23 protein-coding genes are annotated in these 22,997 nt (G+C 67.8%); 11 read left to right on the top strand and 12 right to left on the bottom strand.

Translation table 11 applies throughout. From position 1 onward, the window contains the following. Nucleotides 1-27 precede the first annotated feature (27 nt). Nucleotides 28-717, bottom strand: coding sequence for a uracil-DNA glycosylase (locus tag YM304_RS05020; RefSeq protein WP_041298022.1), 690 nt, complete (start codon nt 715-717; stop codon nt 28-30). An 8-nt stretch (nt 718-725) separates the two neighbouring features. On the opposite strand from YM304_RS05020, the gene YM304_RS05015 reads away from it, so the two are divergent. The 4 genes from YM304_RS05015 to YM304_RS05000 are packed head-to-tail and all read left to right on the top strand — an operon-like array spanning nt 726 to nt 3,772. Continuing rightward, on the top strand, nt 726-1,466 hold the full coding sequence (locus tag YM304_RS05015) for an MSMEG_4193 family putative phosphomutase (RefSeq protein WP_015440561.1): 741 nt from the start codon (nt 726-728) through the stop codon (nt 1,464-1,466). Nucleotides 1,467-1,491: 25 nt separating this feature from the next. Continuing rightward, nucleotides 1,492-1,998 carry a DUF3090 family protein gene (locus tag YM304_RS05010; protein WP_015440560.1) on the top strand — a complete coding sequence of 169 codons (507 nt, stop codon included), beginning with the start codon at nt 1,492-1,494 and terminating at the stop codon, nt 1,996-1,998. Further along, on the top strand, nt 1,980-2,855 hold the full coding sequence (locus YM304_RS05005; protein ID WP_197536931.1) for an SCO1664 family protein: 876 nt from the start codon (nt 1,980-1,982) through the stop codon (nt 2,853-2,855). Before YM304_RS05010 ends, YM304_RS05005 begins: the two co-directional genes overlap by 19 nt. A 2-nt stretch (nt 2,856-2,857) precedes the next feature. After that, nucleotides 2,858-3,772, top strand: coding sequence for a 50S ribosomal protein L11 methyltransferase (locus tag YM304_RS05000; protein WP_015440558.1), 915 nt, complete (start codon nt 2,858-2,860; stop codon nt 3,770-3,772). A gap of 4 nt (nt 3,773-3,776) precedes the next feature. On the opposite strand, the gene YM304_RS04995 is transcribed toward YM304_RS05000, so the two are convergent. Next, nucleotides 3,777-4,337 (bottom strand): cupin domain-containing protein, encoded by a 561-nt coding sequence (locus tag YM304_RS04995; RefSeq protein ID WP_015440557.1) that lies wholly within the window; start codon nt 4,335-4,337, stop codon nt 3,777-3,779. A gap of 53 nt (nt 4,338-4,390) precedes the next feature. Continuing rightward, nucleotides 4,391-5,899, bottom strand: coding sequence for an alpha/beta hydrolase (locus YM304_RS22035; protein WP_015440556.1), 1,509 nt, complete (start codon nt 5,897-5,899; stop codon nt 4,391-4,393). A gap of 64 nt (nt 5,900-5,963) precedes the next feature. Between YM304_RS22035 and YM304_RS04985 the strand changes: the two genes are divergently transcribed. Beyond that, entirely contained in the window at nt 5,964-6,539 is a 576-nt protein-coding gene (locus YM304_RS04985; protein WP_015440555.1) for a hypothetical protein, read from the top strand. 45 nt (nt 6,540-6,584) lie between these two features. Beyond that, on the top strand, nt 6,585-7,586 hold the full coding sequence (locus YM304_RS04980; RefSeq protein WP_015440554.1) for a hypothetical protein: 1,002 nt from the start codon (nt 6,585-6,587) through the stop codon (nt 7,584-7,586). A 97-nt stretch (nt 7,587-7,683) separates the two neighbouring features. Here the strand turns inward: YM304_RS04980 and YM304_RS04975 are convergent, their stop codons facing one another. Both YM304_RS04975 and YM304_RS04970 read right to left on the bottom strand, forming a co-directional pair. Then, the gene (locus tag YM304_RS04975) at nt 7,684-8,649 is read right to left on the bottom strand and encodes an electron transfer flavoprotein subunit alpha/FixB family protein (protein ID WP_015440553.1); all 966 of its coding nucleotides are present in this window, start codon (nt 8,647-8,649) and stop codon (nt 7,684-7,686) included. A gap of 2 nt (nt 8,650-8,651) precedes the next feature. Further along, a complete protein-coding gene (locus YM304_RS04970) occupies nt 8,652-9,401 on the bottom strand; it encodes an electron transfer flavoprotein subunit beta/FixA family protein (protein ID WP_231897629.1) in 750 nt (249 codons plus the stop codon). 137 nt (nt 9,402-9,538) lie between these two features. Here YM304_RS04970 and YM304_RS04965 point away from each other — a divergent pair, with 137 nt between their 5' ends. Continuing rightward, the gene (locus YM304_RS04965; RefSeq protein WP_051071315.1) at nt 9,539-10,501 is read left to right on the top strand and encodes a diacylglycerol/lipid kinase family protein; all 963 of its coding nucleotides are present in this window, start codon (nt 9,539-9,541) and stop codon (nt 10,499-10,501) included. A gap of 60 nt (nt 10,502-10,561) precedes the next feature. On the opposite strand, the gene YM304_RS04960 is transcribed toward YM304_RS04965, so the two are convergent. Then, on the bottom strand, nt 10,562-11,275 hold the full coding sequence (locus YM304_RS04960) for a glycerophosphodiester phosphodiesterase (RefSeq protein WP_015440550.1): 714 nt from the start codon (nt 11,273-11,275) through the stop codon (nt 10,562-10,564). 249 nt (nt 11,276-11,524) lie between these two features. Here YM304_RS04960 and YM304_RS25530 point away from each other — a divergent pair, with 249 nt between their 5' ends. Further along, nucleotides 11,525-11,842 carry a WhiB family transcriptional regulator gene (locus YM304_RS25530; protein WP_015440549.1) on the top strand — a complete coding sequence of 106 codons (318 nt, stop codon included), beginning with the start codon at nt 11,525-11,527 and terminating at the stop codon, nt 11,840-11,842. 218 nt (nt 11,843-12,060) lie between these two features. Here YM304_RS25530 and YM304_RS04950 read toward each other — a convergent pair whose 3' ends face one another. The 6 genes from YM304_RS04950 to YM304_RS04925 all read right to left on the bottom strand — a co-directional run bounded on the left by YM304_RS04950 (nt 12,061) and on the right by YM304_RS04925 (nt 18,112). Next, nucleotides 12,061-13,404, bottom strand: a complete 1,344-nt coding sequence (locus YM304_RS04950; protein ID WP_015440548.1) for a hypothetical protein — start codon at nt 13,402-13,404, stop codon at nt 12,061-12,063. Continuing rightward, nucleotides 13,388-13,933: an RNA polymerase sigma factor gene (locus tag YM304_RS04945; protein ID WP_015440547.1), complete on the bottom strand. Its 546-nt coding sequence runs from the start codon at nt 13,931-13,933 to the stop codon at nt 13,388-13,390. The genes YM304_RS04950 and YM304_RS04945 overlap by 17 nt, the downstream gene beginning before the upstream one ends. A gap of 198 nt (nt 13,934-14,131) precedes the next feature. After that, nucleotides 14,132-15,646: a sensor histidine kinase gene (locus YM304_RS04940; protein ID WP_015440546.1), complete on the bottom strand. Its 1,515-nt coding sequence runs from the start codon at nt 15,644-15,646 to the stop codon at nt 14,132-14,134. Between the two features lie 25 nt (nt 15,647-15,671). Then, nucleotides 15,672-16,856, bottom strand: coding sequence for an ArsA family ATPase (locus YM304_RS04935; protein ID WP_015440545.1), 1,185 nt, complete (start codon nt 16,854-16,856; stop codon nt 15,672-15,674). Continuing rightward, nucleotides 16,853-17,818, bottom strand: a complete 966-nt coding sequence (locus YM304_RS04930) for an ArsA family ATPase (RefSeq protein WP_015440544.1) — start codon at nt 17,816-17,818, stop codon at nt 16,853-16,855. Before YM304_RS04930 ends, YM304_RS04935 begins: the two co-directional genes overlap by 4 nt. A gap of 60 nt (nt 17,819-17,878) precedes the next feature. Beyond that, nucleotides 17,879-18,112 carry a DUF3107 domain-containing protein gene (locus YM304_RS04925; protein WP_015440543.1) on the bottom strand — a complete coding sequence of 78 codons (234 nt, stop codon included), beginning with the start codon at nt 18,110-18,112 and terminating at the stop codon, nt 17,879-17,881. A gap of 108 nt (nt 18,113-18,220) precedes the next feature. On the opposite strand from YM304_RS04925, the gene YM304_RS04920 reads away from it, so the two are divergent. The 3 genes from YM304_RS04920 to YM304_RS25270 are packed head-to-tail and all read left to right on the top strand — an operon-like array spanning nt 18,221 to nt 22,841. Further along, the gene (locus YM304_RS04920; protein ID WP_154723307.1) at nt 18,221-19,765 is read left to right on the top strand and encodes a YncE family protein; all 1,545 of its coding nucleotides are present in this window, start codon (nt 18,221-18,223) and stop codon (nt 19,763-19,765) included. Beyond that, nucleotides 19,762-21,300 carry a YncE family protein gene (locus YM304_RS25275; RefSeq protein WP_015440541.1) on the top strand — a complete coding sequence of 513 codons (1,539 nt, stop codon included), beginning with the start codon at nt 19,762-19,764 and terminating at the stop codon, nt 21,298-21,300. Before YM304_RS04920 ends, YM304_RS25275 begins: the two co-directional genes overlap by 4 nt. Next, entirely contained in the window at nt 21,297-22,841 is a 1,545-nt protein-coding gene (locus YM304_RS25270) for a collagen-like protein (RefSeq protein WP_015440540.1), read from the top strand. Before YM304_RS25275 ends, YM304_RS25270 begins: the two co-directional genes overlap by 4 nt. The last annotated feature ends 156 nt before the right edge of the window (nt 22,842-22,997 follow it).

Raw genomic sequence — 22,997 nt, 5'->3', positions numbered from 1 at the left:
AACGCGCATCACCCGGCGGCGGAGCGCTCAGACGCCGTCGGCGATGGTGCGGGCTCGGGCGAACACGTCGTCGAGCATCGGTTCGGTGAGACGCTTCGTGAACGTGTTCTGCTGGCTCACGTGATAGCAGCCGAGCAACATCGGCCCGTCGGGAACCTGCACCTCGACGCCGTGACCGAACTTCGGCTTCGGGCGGATGCCGAAGTGCCGGAGCGCAGCGTCGAAACCGAAGGTGCCCAGGCAGATGATGACCTTCGCTTCGGTCAACGCGCCGAGTTCGCGCACGAGAAAGGGCTGGCAGGCGTCGCGCTCGTCGATGGTGGGCTTGTTGAGCGGTGGGGCGCACTTGACCGCCGAGGTCACCCATGCGTCGGTCAGCGCGAGGCCGTCGTCGGCCGACACCGACTCCGCCTGATTGGCGAGACCGGCTCGATGCATGGCGCGAAACAGCCAGTCGCCGCTGCGATCGCCGGTGAACATCCGGCCCGTTCGGTTCGCTCCGTGAGCGGCCGGAGCGAGGCCGAGAATCACGATCCGGGCGGCGGGATCACCGAACCCCGAGATCGGTTTGCCCCAGTAGTGGTCGTCGCGAAACGCGGCTCGCTTCTCGACCGCCACCCGCTCGCGCCACTCGACGAGACGAGGACACGCACGGCAATCGTGAATGTCACGTTGGAGGACGACGAGCGGAGCCACGGCACTCGACAGTAGATTCATTGGTGCTCATGACGACAAACAACGCACGCAAGCAGGCTCCGGCACGCAAGAAGGCCGCCGCCAAGCCCGCCTCGGCACGCAAGAAAGCGGCGCCGAAGGCGGCCGCTGCGAAGCAGGCCGCGCCGGGAGCGACCACCATTCTCCTCGTTCGACACGGCCAGACGCCCACGACGGGCAAGGTGCTCCCCGGCCGCGCCAAGGGCCTGCATCTCGCCGACGAAGGTCGCAAGCAGGCCGAGATCGCCGCCGAACGCATCGGCGCGCTGGGCAAGGTCGACGCCGTGTACTCGTCGCCACTGGAGCGGGCGAAGGAGACCGCAGCTCCGATCTCGAAGGCACTCGGCCTGCGGACGAAGGTCGATCGCGGCCTGTTCGAATGCGACTTCGGCGACTGGACCGGTGCCGAGTTGAAGAAGCTGATGAAGCTGCCCGAGTGGCAGACCGTGCAGCGTGCCCCGTCCACGTTCCGGTTCCCCAACGGCGAGAGCTTCACCGAGATGCAGACCCGCATGGTCACCACGCTCGACCGGCTGCGGCTCGCTCACCCCGGCGGCACGATCGTGTGCGTCAGCCACGCCGACACGATCAAGGCAGCCGTTGCTCACGCCCTCGGCACGCACATCGATCTGTTCCAACGCATCGTCATCAGCCCGGCCTCGGTCAGCGCACTCACCTGGCATGCCGGTGGACCGATCGTGCTGGCCGTCAACTCGACGGGCCGACCTCTGACCGAACTCCGTCCCGCGTGACCGGAGCACTGGCGAAAGGCGACCGATGACCGTTTTCTACGAGTTCGACGAAGTCGACATGTTCACCGTGGGCACGATCGGCCAGCCCGGCTCGCGCACGTTCTTCCTGCACGTGCGCGCCGACGGGAAGCGCATGGCGGTCAAGTGCGAGAAGCAGCAGGCGGCGGCGATCTCGCAGTACCTCGAGAAGGTGCTGAGCGACCTGCCGCCCGTCGAAGACCGCCCGATCTCCGGTGCGATGGAACTGAACGATCCCGGCGAGACCCTGTTCGTGCTCGGTCCGATCGGGCTCGGCTACGACCGCTCCAACGACAAGGTGCTGCTGCAGCTCGAAGAGATGGGTGAACTCGACGACGACGGCGAGGTCATCGACGACGAGAACCGCGGGCACGTCCGGATCTACATCACCCGCGGGCAGGCCGCCGCGTTCGCCGCGCATGCCGGCAACGTGATCGAGTCGGGTCGCCCCGAGTGTCGCTGGTGCGGAAACCCGATCGATCCCGACGGCCACCCGTGCCCGCGGATGAACTGAGCACCGTGCCCGCCGACGACCCCGGCCCGACCGACCACGACGCGCCGCCCGATGTCGATGACGGCGAGTTCGACGAGTTCGACGAGTTCGACGACGAAGACGATGCCGACGAGGAGCCGCGCGGCGTGGAGCTGCGCGTCGACGACGTCGACGACCAGGTGGAGCATCTTCTCCGGGGCGAGATCGAGGTCGAGGGCCGGATGCCCTACAGCTCCAACGGCACGTTTCTCGTCCACGTCGTGCACGACGGCAAGTCGCACCCGGCCATCTACAAGCCGACGAAGATGGAGCGGCCGCTCTGGGACTTCGAGCCCGGCTTGCACCGGCGCGAGGTCGCGGCGTACCGGTTGAGCGAAGCGATGGGCATCGGCATCGTGCCGACGACGGTGCTGCGCGACGGGCCGATGGGCGAAGGCTCGGTGCAGTGGTTTGCGGTCGCCGACCACTCCGAGCACTACTTCACCATCTACGAGAGCATGCCCGAGCTGCACGACCGGCTCCGCGACTTCGCGGCGTTCGACGTGCTCGCGAACAACACCGACCGCAAGAGCGGGCACTGTCTGCTGATCCCCGAGCACGGCGACACGCCGGCCAACGTCTGGGGCATCGACCATGGTCTGTGCTTCGCGGCCGAGTTCAAGGTCCGCACGGTCATCTGGGAATTCGGCGACGAGCCGCTCCCCGACCACATCATCGACGCCGCGAACCGGCTCGTCAGCCGGGTGCCGCTCGACGTGGCCGCGCTGCTGAGCGACAGCGAGGTCGAAGCGATCCAAGGGCGCGCTGCGTGGATGGTGAAGGAACGACGGTTCCCCACCGACCCCACTGGCCGCCGCTACCCGTGGCCACTGGTCTGACGATGACGACGGCTTCCGGCGATCAGCCGCCGCTCGACGGGCTCAACACCGACGGGCTCGACCTCGGCGGTACCGAGACGATCATCGGCGTCACCGTGCCGAGCGCGCTCGGCGACATCGTTGCGGATCGCTTCTGGCAGCTCGGAGTCCGAGCCGTGAGCGAGGTCGACGTCGGCGATGGCCTCGTCGAGGTCTCGTCGTCGGTCGGCAACGAGCAGGCCTCGGTCGACCGCGCGATCGCCACGTTCGATGCCGACTGGTCGGTGCGCGTCACCTCTGCACCCGTGGCCGGGGCCGACGACTGGAAGCAGTTCGCGCGACCCGTCGAGTACGCACCGGGCGCGTTCATCGTGCCCTCCTGGAACCCCACGCCCACCGAGCCACACGTCGAGCGTGTCACCGTCATCGAGCCGGGCAGCGCGTTCGGGCTGGGCGACCATCCGACCACCACCGGTTCGATGCAGTTGGTCGCCGACGTGCTCAGCGGTGCGGCACGTGACGACGAGTCAGCGGTCGAGAGCGTGCTCGATGTCGGCTGCGGGACGGGCGCGCTCGCGATCCTCGCCGCGCAGATGGGGGTCCCGACCATCAGGGCGATCGACGTGGCGATCGCCGCCGTCGACGCCACGCTGCACAACGCCGACCTCAACGACGTGGCCGGCCGCATCGACGTCGACACCACACCGATCGCGGCACTCGAGCGCACCTACGACCTCGTCGTGGCGAACATCCTCGCCCCGGTACTGGTGTCGCTCGCCGACGACCTCGTGCGCCTCACGGCACCGGGAGGTTCGTTGATCATCAGCGGCATTCTCGAGGAGCGCCACGATCATGTCCTCGCGGCGCTCGCTCCACTCGCGCCGTCGCAGTCGGTCGTCCGCGACGGGTGGATCACGATCCGCCTCACGCACCCCTGACCGGTCAGTCGAGCGGCGCCGGTGGCGGGCCGAGCACCTCGATGCCGTGCGCTGCGCACACCGCGGCGACCTCCACCGGGTCGATGTCCATCGGCGCCGGCAGGACCGGCTCGTCGGTGTGATCGCCGAGCGCAGCGACCATCTGGGCGAACTTCGGCGGGGTGCTGCGTGACGCAGTGATCGACACCATGCGGGCCGTGTCGGACAGCACCTGGAACGTGTGCGGCACCCCGTGGGGCAGGTGCACCGTGGCACCGGGCCGAGCGACCGTCTCGATGTCGCCCGATCGGAACACGATCTCGCCGTCGAGGATCACCATCATCTCGTCTTCGTCGTCGTGCTGGTGCAGCGGCGGACCGAACCCCTTCGGCGCCACGAACTCGACGGCGCTCATCGCTCCCCCAGCCGTCGCGCCGATCTTCGTCGTGGCCAGATTGTCGAGGAAGTGATGATGGACGCCCTCGTCGCGCTGCAAGACGTACGGGCGGGACGGATCGGGCAGCACGTGCGCCGTGGTCGTGTGGGTCGTCTGGGCCGTCTGAGTGGTGTCGTTGCTGTTGCTCATGGCCTGATCATCCAGGCCGACTCTTTCGAAATCCTTCCGACGGCGCTGGACGGTCAGCCGGGAGCGGCTGCGCGCCACTCGTCGCGCGCCCGTCGTGCGGCCGCGTCATCGCCGGCGGCCTGGAGCGCGTCGACGAGGGACGCGTGTGCGAGTTCGTCGGTGGGGTCGGCGACGAGCACGCGTCGAGCGAGGTCGATGGCCTCCGACGTGTCATCGGCGTCGATCGCTGCCGTGATCCGACGGTGCGCGGCCGTCGTGAAGATCGATCGCACCCGTTCACGCATCGGTGCCGCCCAGTCGTCGTAGCGCTGCTCGGGCAGGAACTCGCCGTAGTGCTCGACCACCGTGGCGTCGGAGCCGGCTGCAGCGGCATCGAGGTAGTCGAACAGGTCGACGCGTACCTGGTCACGATCGAGCGCCACGGAGTCACGGTCGGCCCGCACGCCACCGCCCAAGACCTTGCGAACGGCCGACAATTGCACCGACAGACGCGCCCCGAGCCTGGTCCGATCCGTCTCGTCGGGCCACAGCAGATCGAACAGTTCGTCACGTGTCACCGGCGCCCCCTCGGCGACGACCAGTCGCTTGAGGAGCACTCGTGCCCGCCTCGATCCCCACGACGCAGCATCGACCTCGACGCCCCCGACCTCCACGGCGAAGCGACCGAGCGTCGTCACCTTCGGCGAGCGCGGCCCCTCGTCGACCGGTCGCTCGCGAACGGTGCCGGTCACCCATCGTTCGACCTCGGTCATCCACGTGTCGATGTCGCCCACGAACGCGAAGTGGTCGGCACCGTCGAGTTCGACGAGCGTCGCGTCGCGAGCGAGGCCGACCAACTCGTGGGCGTACTCGACCGGCATGGCCGTCTCGTCGGACCGGTGCAGCACCAGCATGGGCGCCTCGATCTCGCCGACCACGTCGCGGACGTCCATGTCGAGCATCTGGGTCATCAGGTCGAACACGCCCTGCGCCGACGCTGCGGTGCGTTCGTAGCGCACGAACCACTCGATGAACGCGCGGTCGCCGACCTTCGATGGAGCGAACAACCCGATCGACGACGTGTCGGGGGTCCCCCACGCGTCGGCGAATTTCCGTCGCTTCTCGATCTGATCTCGCCGGACCTCCGGGTCGGCCGCGAGCTCGCTCGGCACGACGCACGCGCCGGTGCCGTGGAGGATCAAGCTCTTCACACGGTGCGGATACGTGGCGGCGAACAGCAACGCCGTCGGTCCGCCTTCACTCTGCGCGAACAGGTGGGCCTGTGCGACACCGGCGTCGTCCATCACCGCTCGCAGATCGTCGACGCGCGTGTCGAGACCCGGAACCTCGTCGCCGCGATCGGAGGCACCGGTGCCTCGCTTGTCGAAGTGCACGTAGTGCGCGAACGATCCGAAGCGCTCGAGCATCGCCCGGATCTCGTGCCACTCCCAGGCCGTCTCGATGTTCTGCGCCGCAGGCGGGATCGCCACGATCGTCTCGTCGCCATCACCCCAGGCCTGCCACGCCAAGCGGCCGCCTGCGACCTTCGCGAAACGCACCGCCGGAACGGGCATGGCTGCCATGCACATCGAGTGTAGAAGGCCCGGCCGAAAGGATTCCCGAAGGGTCGCCGCCGATGATCGCGGCATGATCTCCTCACGACACCGCTCGACCACACGACACACCGGCACGGCGATCGGCCTGCTCGGCGTGGCCCTCGCACTCGTCGGCTGCGCCTCGGACGGCGAGGACGGCAGCGCTGCGACCGTCACCGATGCTGTGCACGACGGCCCGCTGCCGGTCACTGCGATCGACTACGCCTACACCGGCGTGGTCGATCGCGTCCGGGCCGGAACGACGCTCACGCTCGACAACGCGAGCGCGACGGAAGTCCACGAGATCGTGGCCATTCGGCTTCCCGACGACGAGACTCGCCCGGTCGACGAACTCGTCGCCCTTGCGCCCGACGAACTGGCTGCCTTCTTTCCGCTCGTCGAGACCGTGCTCGTCGCTCCGCCGGGCGAGGCCGGCTTCCCCGTGGAGGGCACGGGCGTGCTCGCCGAGCCGGGCCGCTACGCGCTGCTCTGCGTCATCCCGACCGGAGCGGTTCCCGACGACTACCTGGCGGCAGCTGCGGCCGCCGATGGTGAGCCGCCGCAGGTCGACGGCGGGCCACCGCACATCGCGAGCGGGATGTTCGCCGAGGTGCTCGTCGTCGAGTGATCATCGCGTCGCTCCCGCAGGGTCACACCGTGGCACACTGCGGGAATGGACGAGCCGCACGGGCCCGACGAGCGCCTCGACATGCTCGTCCACCGAGGCGATCTCGACGGCCTCGTCCGCATGATCGACGACCGCTGCTCGAGCCGCGACTGGGCGGGCCTGCTCCGCCTGCGCGACCGTGCCCGCCAGGCCGTCGACACCGGCCGGCAACTCTGGCCCGCCGCCACGCTCGCCGAGTACCGCCTCGCGTTGCTCGCCACTCCCGAGTTCGTCGCCGAGGTGCTCGACGAAGCCGACGGTCTGTCCGGACGCTTCACGATCGGACCGCTCACCGAGGTGGCCGCGCAACGCCACAGCTGGGGCGACCTCGGGCCGCTCCTCGAACGCGGACCACGAGCGGCGTTCGTCGCCCACGAACGCGTCATCCGGGGCGAACCCGTCGACGACCTCGATCTCCCCGACGTCCTCGACATCCCGCTCCTACTGCACTCGTGGGAGCCGACCTACGAACTCGCCGTGTACGGCGACAACGACGCCGAGTTCCCCATGCCGGAGCTGCCGGACGACTGGTCGGACGTCGAGGTCACCGCCGACGCCGAAGTGCTCGACGACGACGTCGAACTCGCAGTGCGCCAACTCCTCGAACCGTGGACGACGAGTTCGAACGGGCGAGCAGAAGTGGTGTGCGTCGACGGCGACGCCGGCGCCGCGATCGGAGCCCTCGGCGTGCGGCGCGCCCGCATGGCCGAACTCTCGGCGCAGGAGGCGATCGCCTGGATCGCCTGGGCCGGAGCGAGCGGGGGTGCCCACGGACGCCGCCGTGGTGCTGCCTCCGGACGCTTCGGGGCGTGGTGGCTGCTCGCTGCGTTCGGTGACCTCCTCGACGACTGGCCGCCCGACCCCGACGAACTGGGCGAACTCGCCGACGACCTGCGCTGGTACCGCTGGAACGCCTACGAGCCCGACGTCGGCTGGACGCTGCAACTCGCGATCGAAGATCCCGAAGAAGGCGTCGCCTGGGCAATCACCGCCCAAGACACCCACTGACTGAGCCGAAAAAGCAAGGAGCCAGACCCGCTGCACGGGCCTGGCTCCTCGGTTGTTCGGTGGTTCAGTGCTCAGCAATTGCTGAGGCTGGAACGACTCAGCGGGCGGCCAAAGCCTCCAACAGTTGCGGGAGGACCTTGTGCACGTCACCGACGATGCCGAGGTCGGCAACACCGAAGATCGGTGCTTCCTTGTCCTTGTTGATCGCGATGATGTTCTTCGAGCCCTTCATGCCCACCATGTGCTGCGTCGCACCGGAGATACCGGCAGCGATGTACACGGTCGGCTTGACGACCTTGCCGGTCTGACCGACCTGGTAGCTGTACGGAACCCAACCGGCGTCGACGATCGCACGAGAGGCGCCAGGGGCACCCTTCAGGACCGACGCCAGCGTCTCGATCATCTCGAACTTCTCCGACTCGCCGAGACCACGACCACCCGACACGACCACAGCGGCCTCGTCGAGCTTCGGTCCGGAGGTCTCTTCGACGTGCACCGCGGTGACGGTTGCGCCGCCCGTGGCACCCAGATCGGGAACCGGAGCCGACACGACTTCGCCGGCAGCGCCGACGCCGCCTGCGGGCTCGAAGCTCTTCGGGCGGAACGCAGCGATGAACGGGCCTTCACCGGTGAAGGTGGAGGTGACGATCTTGGCGCCACCGAAGATCGGCGTCTGCACGCTGACCGAGTCGCCGTCGACCGAGATGTCGGTCGAGTTGGTGAGCACGGTGCGGTCGAGCTTGACCGAGAGACGCGACATGACGTCACGGCCTTCGTAGTTCTGCGGGAACATGATGAGGTCGGGCGAATCGCCGCCGTCGATGACGGCCTTCATCGCAGCCGACACCGCGGCACCCGGAAGGGCGCCGGCGAGGTCGCCGGTCTCGTAGATCTTCGCCGCGCCGTGATCGGCGAGGGAAGCGGCGGCGTCACCGGCCGAACCGGCGACGAATGCCGTCACGGTTCCACCGAGCGAGTTCGCCTTGGTGAGGAGTTCGAGCGTGCCGGTCGAGGCGGTTCCGCCGTCGGCCTGAGCAAACACCCAGATGTTGTCGATAGCCATGATCAGATCACCTTCAGGTTGTCGAGGAACTCGACGATCTTGTTGAACGACTCGCCATCGTCTTCGATGATCTCGCCGGCCTCGCGGGCCGGGGCATCTTCGACGTTGGTGATGGACTGTGCCCAGCTGACCGACTCGATACCGAGGTCGGCAGCGGTGACGGTGTCGACCGGCTTCGACTTCGCGGCCATGATGCCCTTGAAGCTCGGGTAGCGGGGCTCGACGACGCCAGCGGTCACCGAGACCACGGCGGGGAGCGGGCAGGTGACTTCGTCGTAGCCCGACTCGGTCTGACGGTCGACCTTGACGGTCGAGCCGTCGACGGCGATCGTCTTGGCGAACGTGACCGACGGGAGACCGAGGACTTCGGCCATCTGCTCGGGCACGGTGCCGGTGTAGCCGTCGGACGACTCGGTACCGGCGATGATGAGGTCGTAGTCGCCGGCCTTGCCGACGGCGCCGGCGAGCACCTTCGCCGTGGTCAGTGCATCGGCACCGGACAGCGAGGGGTCGGAGACGAGCACAGCCTTCTCGGCGCCCATCGCGAGAGCGGTGCGGAGACCCGACACTTCATCGTTCGGGGCCATCGAGACCAGCGTCACGGAGCCGTCGCCCGCAGCACCGACGAGCTGCAGCGCCATTTCAACGCCGTAGCTGTCGGACTCATCGAGGATGAGCTTGCCGTCGCGCTTCAGCGTGTTGGTCGAGGGATCCAGCTCACCCGGCAGCGCCGGATCAGGGATCTGTTTCACACACACGATCACGTTCATAAGGGCACCAAGTTACCGCCCGGTCAACTACGTCCCCCAAATCGTGCGCAGGTGACACGCGTCCTACACACGCCTCACGGGTCGGGGTGGCGGCGAGTACCGTTGCCAGCTTGCGGATCATGCTCATCGTCAACTCGTTCGCCTCGTCGGTGACCGCGCGCAACACCGTGGTGGTGCATCGGCGCCTGAGCGAAGGCGTGCTCGAGCCACACGCCGGTCGACGACGGGCGAAGCACGAGGTCGAAGTGGTCGAGACCAACCGACGCGGGCACGCGACTCGGTTCGCCCACGACGCGGCCCGCCGCGGCTTCGACGTGGTGATCGGATACGGCGGCGACGGCACGCTCAACGAAGTGGCGACCGGAATCGCCGGGACCGACACGGCACTCGGCGTGTTGCCAGGTGGCTCGACCAACGTGTTCGCACGCACGCTCGGGTTGCCCAACGACCCGGTCGAAGCCGTCGAACACCTCGTCGCCGGCATCGACGCCAACGACGTTCGCCCCATCGGTCTCGGTCAGGTCAACGGTCGCTACTTCTGCTTCCACACCGGCGTCGGGTACGACGCAGCGGTCGTCCAGAAGGTCGAGACGCACGGCTCACTCAAGCGTTGGCTCGGTCACCCGCTGTTCATCTACGCGGGCCTGTCGACGTGGCTCACGGGCTACGACCGCAAGCGCCCCCACTTCTCGATCAGCGGTGGTGACGCGCCCGACGAGCCGAACGGCTACTTCACGATCGTGCTCAACACGAACCCGTACACCTACCTCGGCAACCGACCGCTCGACCTCTCCCCCGACGCCGGACTCGACCAGCCGGGTCTCGTGGCGATCTCGTTCACCACCATGAAGGCAACGGCCATCCTGAGTTCGCTCGCCGGCGCGTTGAAGGGTGGCGGCGTCAAACCCTCCGACCACCTCGACGTTCGCACCAACGTCGAGCGACTGGTGCTCGAACACGACGAACCGTTTCCGTACCAACTCGACGGTGACGCGCTCGGCGAGACGACTCGACTCGAGTTCCAGCACGTTCCCGACGCCGTGCGACTCGTGTTCCCGGCGACACCCGGCGGCCAGGCGTAGCGCCGCGGACACCGGGCGGGCCCGACCGCCACTCAGGCCGCGGGCGGCGAGCCTGGCTCCTCAATCGGTGCGGAGGTTCCAGGTCGGCTGGACGAAGTCGTCGGCGACCCGTCCGAGCGCGGTTCGGGCGACGTCGGGAACGTCGGTGCACACACCGTCGACGCCCATGTCGCTGAGCTCGATCAGTCGAGCGGGTTCATTGCAGGTCCAGACGTTGACCGCCAGCCCCGCGTCATGTGCCGTAGCGACGCGCTCGGCATCGAGGAGTCCGTGCCACGGGTGCACCGCCCGGTGACCTCGGTCTGCGGCGGTCTGGATCACCTCGTCGGTCAGCACTTCGACGAGGTACGCCGTGGCGAACTCGGGTGCGACCAGGCGGCAGTGATCGACCGTCTCGATCGAGAACGACGAGATCAGCCAGCGGTCGAGGCGATCGCCGTCGTGGCGGCGCATGGCCTCGATGATCGGCGCCACCATCGACATCGTCGGATCGAACCCGCCGTCGTCCACCGAGTTCTTGATCTCGACGTTGATCAGCATCCGCTCGCCGCACGCCTCGAGCACGTCGTCGAACGACGGCATCGCGTCGAGCGCGTCCTGCTCGTCGGGCAGCGGGTTGTGGAACACGACGAGCCGCTGGGCGCCGTGCCCGTCGGGCGCCGAACGAACGTCGAGTTCGACTCCGTCGGCGCCCATCCGATCGGCGGTGGCAAAGGCCGCCGGGGTGTTCTCTGGTTCGGCGACCGACGCGCCACGGTGTCCGACGATGTTCACCCTCGGAGTATGGCCCAGACCGCGGACGCGACCGCGCGAGCGACGCCAGTTGACAACTCGCGACCGAAGAAGGCTGGGCGGTCATGCGTCACACAAAGTGGCCCTTGCGGGGACGGAAGGTCGCGCCTACTTTGCAGAGCGCAGAGCAAAGTTGTGTTCTGCAAGCACCGCACACAGCGCGGCGGGCCGGGGCGCTCAGTTGGGGCACGTCGGAGCAACCGCGCAACTACTGAGGGGAACCACAGAAACGTGACGATTCTTGCGTCCAGCCTTGCTCTTGGAGCTGCCGACTACGACTGGCGAGACGACGCCCTCTGCCGAGACACCGATCCGGCACTCTTCTTCCCCGTCGGAACCACAGGCAACGCGCTGGTGCAGATCGATCACGCGAAGGCGACGTGTGCCGAGTGCACCGCCGCGAGCGACTGCCTCGACTTCGCCCTCGACACCAACCAGGACTCGGGCATCTGGGGCGGACTCACCGAAGAAGAGCGCCGCGTCATCCGCCGCAAGCGCGTCGCCGCCGCCCGCGCCGAGCGCCAAGCCGCCGCCGCAGCCACCGCCTGACCCCGTTCGCGTCACCGAAAGCGCGAGCCCGTCGCGGAATCGGTCACGCAGAATTCGGCGTTCCCGGTCTGCGTAGTGGGTTGTTTGTGTGACCGAAAGCGCTCCCCACCGTCAGAATCGGTCACACAGACCTCGAAGCTCGCAGTTTGTGCGACCGAAAGCGCGTGCCTCGCGCGGAATCGGTCACACGAACTGCGACGGGGACGCTTGCCGGGTGATCACTCGTCGCGCCAGTCGTCGGCCACGTCGGTGGCGAGCACGTTGCCGTCGATGTCGTAGGCCGTCATCGACTGGATCGTCGGGGGCAGGAAGACCGGGAACTCGCCGAGGTCGAGTCGCTGCCCGATCGGGAACGATCCGACCATCACCCACGCGTCGCGGTCGAGTGCCTCCACGGTCGACTCCGGGCGGACGGTGACGACCTCGTCGTTGAACATCAGCAGTTCGATGCGATCGACGTCGTGGCTCACGAGGCCGTAGGCCGACACTTCGAGTTCGTTCGTCTCCTGGTTGTGGTGCGCGTTGTGGAATTCGACGCCGGTCATCACACCGTCAACAACGTTGTCGTCGCCGCAGATGGTGGAGTAGCCGAGATCGGCCAGCTCGTACCGGCACGTCCAGGGCCCGTCGTGCCCCTCCACGCCGTCGAAGGTCTGGAGCCGCACGCTGTACGACTCGCCGAAGGCCTCGACCTCCGCGATCTCGATGGTGTCGGGGCTCCACGGGTCGATCACGGGCTCGCTGACCTCCGACCGCGGCACGATCGCCAGGCTCTCGACGACTCGCAGAAACTGTTCCTCGCCGATCGCGTTGCCGAACCCTCGCACCACGACCGACCCCTCACCCACCCGGCGCTCAGCAAGATGGTCGTATCCGAGAGACTGACCGTCGGAGGTGGAGAGTTGCCATTCGACTCCGCCGATCTCCATGGTGGCAAGCGCAGACCCGTTGAACGAAGTGATTCCGAGCGGGCGCTCGTTGATCTCGATGTCGATCTGACTCAGCCCGGCTGGTGTCGCGGGAAGCTCGACGCTCGCGTCGTCGGCTCCGACGTCGACGATGGACATGGCCCGAACGCGCACTCTGCTCTCGCCACTGACATCCGGCTCGCCGTCGGGACCGACCCCGAGTTGGTAGTTGATCGATGCCCCGCGCTGTTCGAAGCCGTCGGGCAGGTCGCGCGGGAGGAGCCACTCGTCGACGCCGAGCGAGGTCTCCCGATCTCCCAGCAGCGGGAACTCGGTTGCTTCGAGTGGGTCGACGGTGGTCGTCGTGGCGGGCTCGGTGATGGCCGGCACGGTCGTGTCGACGGTGAGCGGCAGCGTGTCGTCGGGGACCGTTGGCGTCACGGTCGCCTCGGGCTGCGAGGTGACCACACGGTCGGGAGCATCGGCCGTGGCCCGGCCGATCAGCACACCGCCGAGCACGAGGCTCGACACGGTGACCACCGAGACGGCGCCCAGGCGCGTTCTCCGCTGACGAGCGGCGCCTCGGCGCAGCGCGTTGCCCAGTTCGAGCGTGCCGAACTCCGGCGGGTTGGGATCGTCAAGTTGTTCGAGCATCGGTCGTCGCCTCCGTGTGTGCGGTCGAGTCGGTCGGTGATGTGGTGTGAGTGGTCGCCGATGATTCGTCGTCGCCCAGCGCGGTGCGGAGCGCCTCGAGGGCGCGCCGCGCGTGGGTCTTCACGGTGCCGAGCGACAGCTTCAGCTCGGCGGCCACGTCGGCTTCGGTGAGATCGGCGACGTAGCGAAGGGCCACCACCTCTCGCTGTCGCTTCGGGAGATCGAGCAGCACGCGCTGCAGATCGAGCCGTTGCACCGCCGCTGCACCGCCGTCGGTCGGGTCAGGGGTGAACGTCTGCCGGTCGATCGACCGTCGTCGGTTGCGTTTGCGAACGGCTCCGATCGCGTCGTTCGCGGCGACACGGCAGACCCAGGGGCGGGCGTGGCCGCTGATCTTCGACCAGCGTTGCAAGGCCTTCGCCATCGTGTCCTGTGCGATCTCCTCCGCTTCGGAACGCACGCCGACGATCCGGAACGCAGTGCGATACGCCAACGGCGCCAACTCTGCGAACTGCTCTTCGAACGACATACACCCCTACAACGCGCCAGCCTCACCAAACGATGACACACCCACCGATCTGCGTGAGCGAAAGCGCGTGCCACCGTCAGAATCGGTCACACAAACCCGAAGCTCGCAGTCTGTGTGACCAAAAGCGCGCCCCGCCGTCAGAATCGGTCACACAAACCGACTGGGAGGGGGCGGGGCGAGCGGTGTTCCTGCGCGTCGTCAGTCGTCGCGGGTGTGGACGCGGAGTTCTACGACGGTGCCGCGGGCGTTTCCGACGCCTTCGAGCGACACGGCTTCGAGGTCGGCCTGCGTGGCCGGGCGCATCACGATCGTGCCGTTGAGTTCGGTCGTCACGAGCGTGCGCACGATCGAGAGGCCGAGTCCGGTGGCCTGATCGATCTCGAAGCCCGGGTCGAGTCCGCGCCCGTTGTCGATCACGCGCAGTTCGAGATGCTCGCCTTCACGACCGAGCACAACGGCGACCTCTCCCCCGCCGCTGCCTTCGGGGAACCCGTGGTCGACGGCGTTCTGCAGCAGTTCGGTGAGCACCACCGAGAGCGGTGTGGCCGTGTCGGCCGGAATGCGTCCGCCCGAGCCCGTGACCGAGAACCGCACCGGGCGATCGGGCGACTGCAGCCCTTCCTCGGCGAGACGCAGCAGCGGACGAACGATCTCGATGAACGCGATGTCGTCACCGGCCTCGCGAGAGAGCGACTCGTGCACGAGGGCGATCGTGCGGATACGGCGCACCGATTCGCCCACGGCCGCTTTGGCTTCGTCGCTCTCGAGTCGACGGGCCTGCAGGCGGAGCAGCGACGAGATCGTCTGCAGGTTGTTCTTGACCCGGTGATGGATCTCGCGGATCGTGGCGTCTTTCGACAAGAGGAGTCGGTCACGCTTGCGTAGCTCGGTGACGTCACGGAGCAGCAGCAGGCCGCCGGCCACCGTGGCGGAGTCGGGTTCACCGCGGAGCAACGGAACGCAGCGTGCGAGCAACGCCACGTCGGACCCTTGCTCGAACTCTTCGATGACCGGTTCGCGCCGCTCGAACGCCTGACGCGCTGCGCCGTCGTGGAAGCCGAGTTCGGCCAACCGCATGCCGACCGGGTTGGCGTGGATGCCGACTCGGTGCAGCGCGGTCGTCGCGTTCGGCGACACGTACGTGACCGCACCATCACCGTCGAGCATGAGCACGCCGTCGCCCACGCGCGGCGCCGCGCTGGAGTCGGCCACACGACCTTCGAACGGGAACGTGCCGTGTTCGATCATCTCGACGAACTTCTCGAAGATCAGCGAGTAGTGGTGTTCGAGCTCGCCCGGAAGCCGGCCGGCGCGCACGATCCACTCCTTGGTCAGCACCGCGATGACCCGTCCGGCACGTCGGACCGGGATCGCCACGATGCGGGCGATCGACGACGAGTCGGCCGTGTCACCGTCGACGGGTTCGATCTCGCCTTCGATGCGCATGCCGGTCTCGAACGACGCGTTGATCTGGTCTTCGCCCGCCGTCGCCCACTTGCCGACGTGGTCGGTGACGTACATCGTCTGGTTGGTGGCGGGTCGAACCTGGTCGACCACCATCCACCGACCGGACTGTGCCCGGATGTGTAAGAACAGGTCGGCGAAGCACAGATCGGCGAGAAAAGCCCACTCGGCCGACAGCCGATTCAGGTGGTCGATGTCTTCGCGATCGAGAAGGGAGTGTTCGCGGGAGAGGTCTGCAAGCGACGTCATCACTGGTGAGTCTGCCGCATCGGAGTCAGTCGCGCAGGTACTCCGCCAAATTCTGGAGTCCGGCGAGGTCGTGGATGTCGCCCGACAGCCACGGGATGTCGAGCATCAGCGGGGCGATCTCGGCCAGTTCTGCCCGCCGGTCGGCTTCGCGTGCCGCCACCATCGACAGGTCGTCGAAGCGCGTCGCGAGCTGGCGCAACACCCGCCGCACGCGCTTGACGTCGGCGTCGGCCGGCGCTCCGTCGACGAATGCGTCGGCCACGTCGTGGGCGAGCGTGGAGTCGTTGTCGGCGACGGCGGCGAGCAGTGCTTCGGCGGCACGGCGCGACTGCGACTCGGCCAGATCGGACGGGAGGACGCGGTTGGCGATGATCGCCCCCAGCGGCATGTGGCGGTCTTCGAGTTCGCGGGCGAGGAATGCCGCTTCGTGGCTCGGCGCCGTTTCGAGGGTCGACACGATGACGAACGCGGTACGCGGATCGACGAGCAGCGCCTCGACCATTCGGGCGCGTGTGACGAACCCCTTCTCCATCGCCTGGAACAGGATGAAGAAGTCGGCGATGTCTTGCAGGAAGCGGGAGCCGAGCACGCCGTCGGCGACCTTGTAGAACGGCTTGGAAGCGACGGTGAACAGCCGCGAGCGGTACGGCACCGTGAGCCAACGAAGCAAGCGACTCCCGAAGAACTCGGCCATCTGACTCGGAGCATCGAGGATCGTGAGCGCGTTGCGCGACGGCGGCGTGTCGACGATGACGAGGTCGTACTCGCCGGTGGCGTGCAGATCGTGCAGCTGCTCCATCGCCAGGTAGTCGTGACTGCGCACGAAGCGACCGGTGATGTTCTGGTAGAGCGGATTGGCGAGTACCGCGTCGCGCGTGGCGTGATCGGGGGCATGCCGCTCGATGAGTTCGTCCCACCCGGCCTTCGTGTCGAGCATCGCCACGTGGAGCTCACCGCGGGCGGTGATGCCGGCCCGCTTCAGCGCCTTGGGGTCGATGCGTACGGGCGTGTTGCCGAAAGCTTCGAGACCGAGTGCCGTGGCCAAGCGACGTGCCGGGTCGACGGTGAGGACGAGCACCTTGCCGGCATGGCGTTGTACCGCGGCGATGCCCATCGCGGCGGCGACGGTGGTCTTGCCGACGCCGCCCGACCCGGCCACCAGGATCATCTCGCGGCTGGCGAGCAGGGAGTCGAGGTCGCGCTGGCTCATACGTCGAGCTCGTCACTCAGGGAGTCGGCGACGAGCGACACGACGCGACGACCGTGTGATCGTCCAAAGAGTTCGGGGACGGTGAGGATCGGCAGTGGCGCGTCGTCGACGGTGAGGTCGAACTCGGCGATCGCGGTGCGGAGACGATCGAGGTGTCCGGCGCCGATGGTCCGCCGAGCCTCGACGATCGTGCCCGCCTCGACCACCGCGTCGACGCCCGGCCCGATCGCGTCGGTGAGGATCGGCAGCACCTCGCCGAGCCGCTGGGCGATCGGCTGCTCGCGGCGGTTGAACATGGCCGGCAACACGCGGTTGGCGACGACGACTCGAGGATGACTGCCGGTTTCGGCGGTCAGCTTCTCGAGCAGCTCGATCGACTCGGTCACCGGCATCTCCTCCGGCGTGGTGACCACGGCGACACCCGTACGGGTGGGGTCTTCGAGGATGTCGAGCATCCACTGGGTCTGGTCTTTGACGAGGCCGACCTGCACGAGATCGGCGATGACCTTCGGCGCACCGATCTGGCTGACGACGTGGCCGGAGGCTTCGGCGTCGACGATGACGAGGTCGTAGTGCCGCTCTCGCACCTCGTAGCAGAGCTTGCCGACGGCCAGGATCTCCTTGACGCCTGGAGCGGCGTCGGCGACGAAGTCGAACGTGGAGGCGAGGGGGCCGATGCGTCCGAGGAACGGGATCTTGACGAAGAGTCGGAGGTACTCGCGCAGGGAGTCCTCGGTGCTCATCGTCATGGCGTGCAGGTTCGGCTGCACTTCGGTCGGGTCGAACTCGAGCTCGCCGACTTCGAAGGCCGTGGCGAGGGCGCCCTTCGCGTCCATCTCACAGACGAGCACGCGTCGCCCCGACGACGCGGCGACCTCGGCGATGGCGGCCGCCACGGTGGTCTTGCCCACGCCGCCCTTCCCGGTCACCCAGAGAAGGTCGAGGTCGAGAAGCGAGTTCATGTTGTGATGGGGTGCTGCTGCGACGGGCTCGTCACCACAGCGGGTCGTGGGTGAGCCGCGTCAGCTACCGAAGCCGATGGAACGGCCGCCCTCCTGGGAGCCGAGTTCGACGTAGGCGATCTTCGCCGACGGGACGAACGACTCGTTGCCACGCTTGTCGGTGATGGCCAGCACGTCGGAGGCTCCCGACAGCGCCGCTTCGATGCGAGCCTTCAGATCGGCACGATCGGCGTCGTCGCCGAGTTCGATGCTGATCTCACGAGGGGCCTGGGTCACTCCGATGCGTACGTCCACGCCTCCACGCTACCGGTCGACGCCGCTTCGACTGCCGCGCCGCTCGCCGATCTGCTCCCGCGCAGAACTCTGGACGGCCGCCGATTGCCATGGGCTATGGTCGGCCGCGTGCAGGGACGGGGGTGGAACATCGCGGCGGCCGCGTCGATCTTCGCTGCCTGCGCTGTCGTCGGCACGCAGATCGCCTCGGGTGCCGGCGAGTCGGCCGAGTCGGTGTTCGTGTCGATCACCCCCTGCCGCCTCATCGACACCCGACCTGGTGACGATGTCAACGTCGGCCCGCGTGCAACCGCCATCGGCGCCGAGGAGACGGCCACCTTCACGGCGTGGGGTTCCGGCGACGCCGACTCGCCCTGCGACATCCCCGCGACCGCGACGGCGATCGCCACCAACACCGTCGCCATCGCCCCCACCGCACGCAGCTTCATGACGCTCTACCCGGCCGGCGTCGACAACCCCGGCACCGCCAACCTCAACTACACCGCCGGCCAGGCTCCCACTCCCAACGCCGCGAACGTGCCGCTGTCGGCGAGCGGTGAGTTCAACGTGTTCAACGCGTTCGGCACGGTCCACGTCGTGATCGACGTCAACGGGTTCTTCCAACCGAGCGACGACGTCGGCGCGAAGGGCCCGCAGGGAGACCAGGGTCCCACCGGGCCCGACGGAACCGATGGTGCGGTCGGACCCGCTGGTGCCTCTGGCGACCCCTACCGATTCGACCCGGCTGACATGCGCGACGAACGGTGGGAACTCGACCCCGCCAAGCCGGCCACCATCGGGCCCACCGGCGACGTCCCGCATGCGATGGTCACCGATGGCGACGTGGTCTACGTGGCCAACTTCAGCAACACCGGTAGCAGCGAGGTGACGGTGATCGACCCCGGCACGAACTCCGTGGTCGCCCGAGTGCCGGTCGACGGTTACACCAATGATCTCCACGTGCACGACGGACTCGTCTACGTCGCTGTCGGTCACCCGGATGGCGTCTCGCCCGGAACGGTGCGCACGATCGATCCGGCGACGCGGGCGTTCACCGGCACGTCGGTCACCGTCGGGGTCATCCCGGCCGGCATGACGGTGGTCGACGACGTGCTGTTCGTCGCCAACGCCGCCAGCAACTCGGTGAGCGTGGTCGACCTCGCCAGCGGGACGGTCGTCGCAACGATCTCGGTCGGCGCGTCGCCACGCGGTGTCGCCCGCTCGGCGACCGACGTCTACGTGGCGAACGCGCTCGGCAACACCGTGTCGGTGATCGACCCGAACGACCTCGGATCGGGAGCGACGTCGATCACGGTCGGCCTCGGTCCCAACGATGTCGCCTACGGCGCCGGCCAGATCTGGGTCGCCAACACCAACTTCGCCAACACCTCGGGCGAGAGCAGCGTGTCGGTCATCGACCCTTCGACGAACACCGTGACGAACACGATCCTCCTCGGAGAACCGACCTCGCCGACCGCCGTTGCCTTCGACGGCACGTCGGTCTACCTCGCCAACTACTACTCCAACACGGTCGATGTGATCGATCCGCTGTTCCAGACCGTCGTCGGAACGATTCCCGTCGGCGCTGGGCCGTGGGGAGCCATGTTCGACGGCACCAGTGTCTGGGTGTCGAACTCCTTGGACAACACGGTGCAGAGGATTCTTCCGCGATGAGTCGCCGCACACTCATCTCCGCAACGGTCGCTGTGACCCTGGCCGCGTCGGGTGTCGCCGTCGGCACGCAGTTCGCCTCGGGCGCCGGTGAATCATCGGAATCGATCTTCGTCTCGATCACCCCGTGCCGACTCGTCGACACCCGACCCGGCGACATCAACGTCGGCCCACGCGACACCAAGATCGGCCCCGACGAAACCGCGACCTTCACAGCGTGGGGCACCGGCGACGCCGACTCCCCCTGCGACATCCCGGCAACCGCCACCGCGATCGCGACCAACACCGTTGCCATCGCCCCCACCGCACGCAGCTTCATGACGCTCTACCCGGCAGACGTCGACAACCCCGGCACCGCCAACCTCAACTACACCGCCGGCCAAGCGCCTACTCCCAACGCCGCCAACGTCCCCCTGTCGGCCACCGGCACGTTCAACGTCTTCAACGCCTTCGGCGAGGTCCATGTCGTCATCGACGTCAACGGCTACTACCAACCGTCGTCGAACGTCGGGCCGCAGGGTCCGACCGGACCGCAGGGCAATGCCGGACGAAACGGCGTCAACGGCTCCGTCGGCCCCGACGCCAGGGATGGCGTCTCGAACCGCATCAGCGACGAGCAGATCGCCGAACTGCGCTGGTTCGAGGATCCCGCCGACCCCGTCACTATCGCTGTCGAATCTCGACCGAAAGCCTTCGCGTCCGACGGGACGTACCTGTTCGTCACCACAACCGACGGCGTGATCGTGATCGACCCGTCCACGAACGAGCAGGTCGATGCCGACCCGACGACGCCGGGGACCCAACCCATCGCCCTCGATCCCGGATCCGGACCGCTCGGGATCGCCTACGGCAACGGCCGGCTGTACACGGCGAACATCAACTTCCACACCGTCAGCGTCATCGACCCGACAACGCTGCAGCGCGACGGCGCAGACATCGTGCTGGATCCATCGACCCTCCCTGCGGATCTCGCCGTCGGCGACACGCAGTTGGTCGTCTCACTCAACGCCAGCGACCAGGTCGCCGTCATCGACCTCGCGACGCGCGCCGTCGAGTTGGTCTCCGTCGGCACCGAACCCGAGCAGGTCGTCATCGTCGGCAACGAGGCCTGGGTGTCGGGCTATGACGGCAACATCGCGATCGTCGAACTGGATTCGCTCTCGACCCCCGCCGGCTTCGTGTCGGTCGGCACCAGCATCACCGGAATGATCGGCACAGGCGACTACGTCTGGGCAACGAACGGAGGCGAGGGCTCGGTGAACAAGGTCGAGGTCGCAAGCCGTCAGGTCGTCGACATCGACCCTGGCATCGGTACCGGGATTCCCGCCTCGCCCGCTCCACGAGAACTCGCCTACGACGGTCGGTGGCTGTACCTCACGGAGGCCACCGCGGACACGGTCATGGTGATCGACCCGGTCACACACACCGTCGTCGGGTCGGTTCCCGTCGATGACCCTGAAGACATCTACTTCGACGGCACCAGCGTGTGGGTGTCCAACCCTGCAGCCAACACGATCCAACGATTGTTGCCACGATGATGTCGACCCGCCTTGCTCAACTCACCACGGTCGCCGCACTCGCCGTGACCGGTGCCGTGATCGGTACCCAGTTCGTGTCGGGTGCCGGTGAATCGTCGGAATCGATCTTCGTCTCGATCACCCCGTGCCGACTCGTCGACACCCGCCCCGGCGACATCAACGTCGGCCCACGCGACACCAAGATCGGCCCCGACGAAACCGCCACCTTCACCGCGTGGGGCACCGGCGACGCCGACTCCCCCTGCGACATCCCGGCAACCGCCACCGCGATCGCCACCAACACCGTTGCGATCGCTCCCACGGCGCGCAGCTTCATGACGCTGTACCCAGGCGATGTCGACAACCCCGGCACCGCCAACCTGAACTACACCGCGGGCCAAGCCCCCACACCCAACGCCGCCAACGTTCCGCTGTCACCGACGGGCACGTTCAACGTGTTCAACGCGTTCGGCGACGTCCACGTCGTCATCGACATCAACGGCTACTACCAGCCGGCGACGAGCGACGCTCCCGCCGGCGACCCGGGCCCGAAGGGCGACCCTGGGCAACCGGGAGCCACCGGCGCACAAGGCCCTCCCGGTGACGCTCCCGACCCGAACCGGATGCCGCTCGACGACATCCTCGAAGGCCGCTGGGATCGCGACCCCGGCCGATTCCGAACATACGACGTGACAGGGTTGCAGTCGGAGGCCGTGTGGTCCGACGGCACCGACCTCCTGATCGGCTTCAACGGCGGCATCGAGCGACTCGCCATCGACACCGGAGCGACGCTCGCGGCGGGCAGCGCGAGCCCCGCACAGGGCCGTGCACGTGACATCACCGTGTTCGGTGACGACGTCTACGTCACGGCGTTCGATCCGTCGAGTCCGTTCTCGTCGCCCGGTTCGATCCAACGCTTCGACCTGGCCACGCTGGCACCCATCGGCGCGCCGATCGCGGCGCCCACCGGTGCCGAGTACGCGGCCGTGGCCAACGGTCGGCTGTACGTCGGCGGTTCCGTCGACTCGTTCGTCACCGTCGTCGATCTCGCGACGGGTCAGCAGGTCGACGCCAACCCGTCGACGCCTGGTGTCGTCGACGACATCGGCTTGGCGGCCCCCACCCGCGGCATCGCTGCGGTCGGAACCGACGTCTTCGTCGCGATCAACAGCGCCGCCGATCAGATGGTCGAGATCGATGCCGATCTCGACGTGCAGACCCTGACCGGCATCGCCGAGGATTTCCACCACCTGGCCTCCGACGGCACGTTGCTCTACGGCTGGGACATCGATGACCAGGTGATGCGCACGATGGACCCGACCACGGGTCTGGAGGTCGGCTCCGCGTTCGCGATCGGGGCGAGCGTCGACGTCGGACCGATCGAGTACGACGGGCGCTGGCTCTACGTCGGCAACCCGACCGAAGCCGAAATCATCATCGTCGACCCCACCACTCGGAGCAAGGTCGGCGCCATCCCGGACATCTCTCCGCGGTCCATGCACTTCGACGGCGCATCCCTCTGGTCGGCCGGATACGTCGTCGCACGACACCTCCCACTCTGATCGCTGGGGTCGGCGCAACGTCGGCGAGCGTTGCGATGTGCTGCTGACCGGCCATTCCTGACCCCTTCGCTGACCGGTCTCCGCGCCCGTTCGCTTGCCGGAGCGGGCCAGGTTCCCGCTGGGCGGCATCGCCGACACGTCGAGGACTCCCCGTCG

It is taken from the genome of Ilumatobacter coccineus YM16-304 (assembly GCF_000348785.1).
Classification (GTDB): domain Bacteria; phylum Actinomycetota; class Acidimicrobiia; order Acidimicrobiales; family Ilumatobacteraceae; genus Ilumatobacter_A; species Ilumatobacter_A coccineus.
Note: the sequence above shows the minus strand (reverse complement) of the source record. Positions and strands in the feature narration are given on the sequence as shown.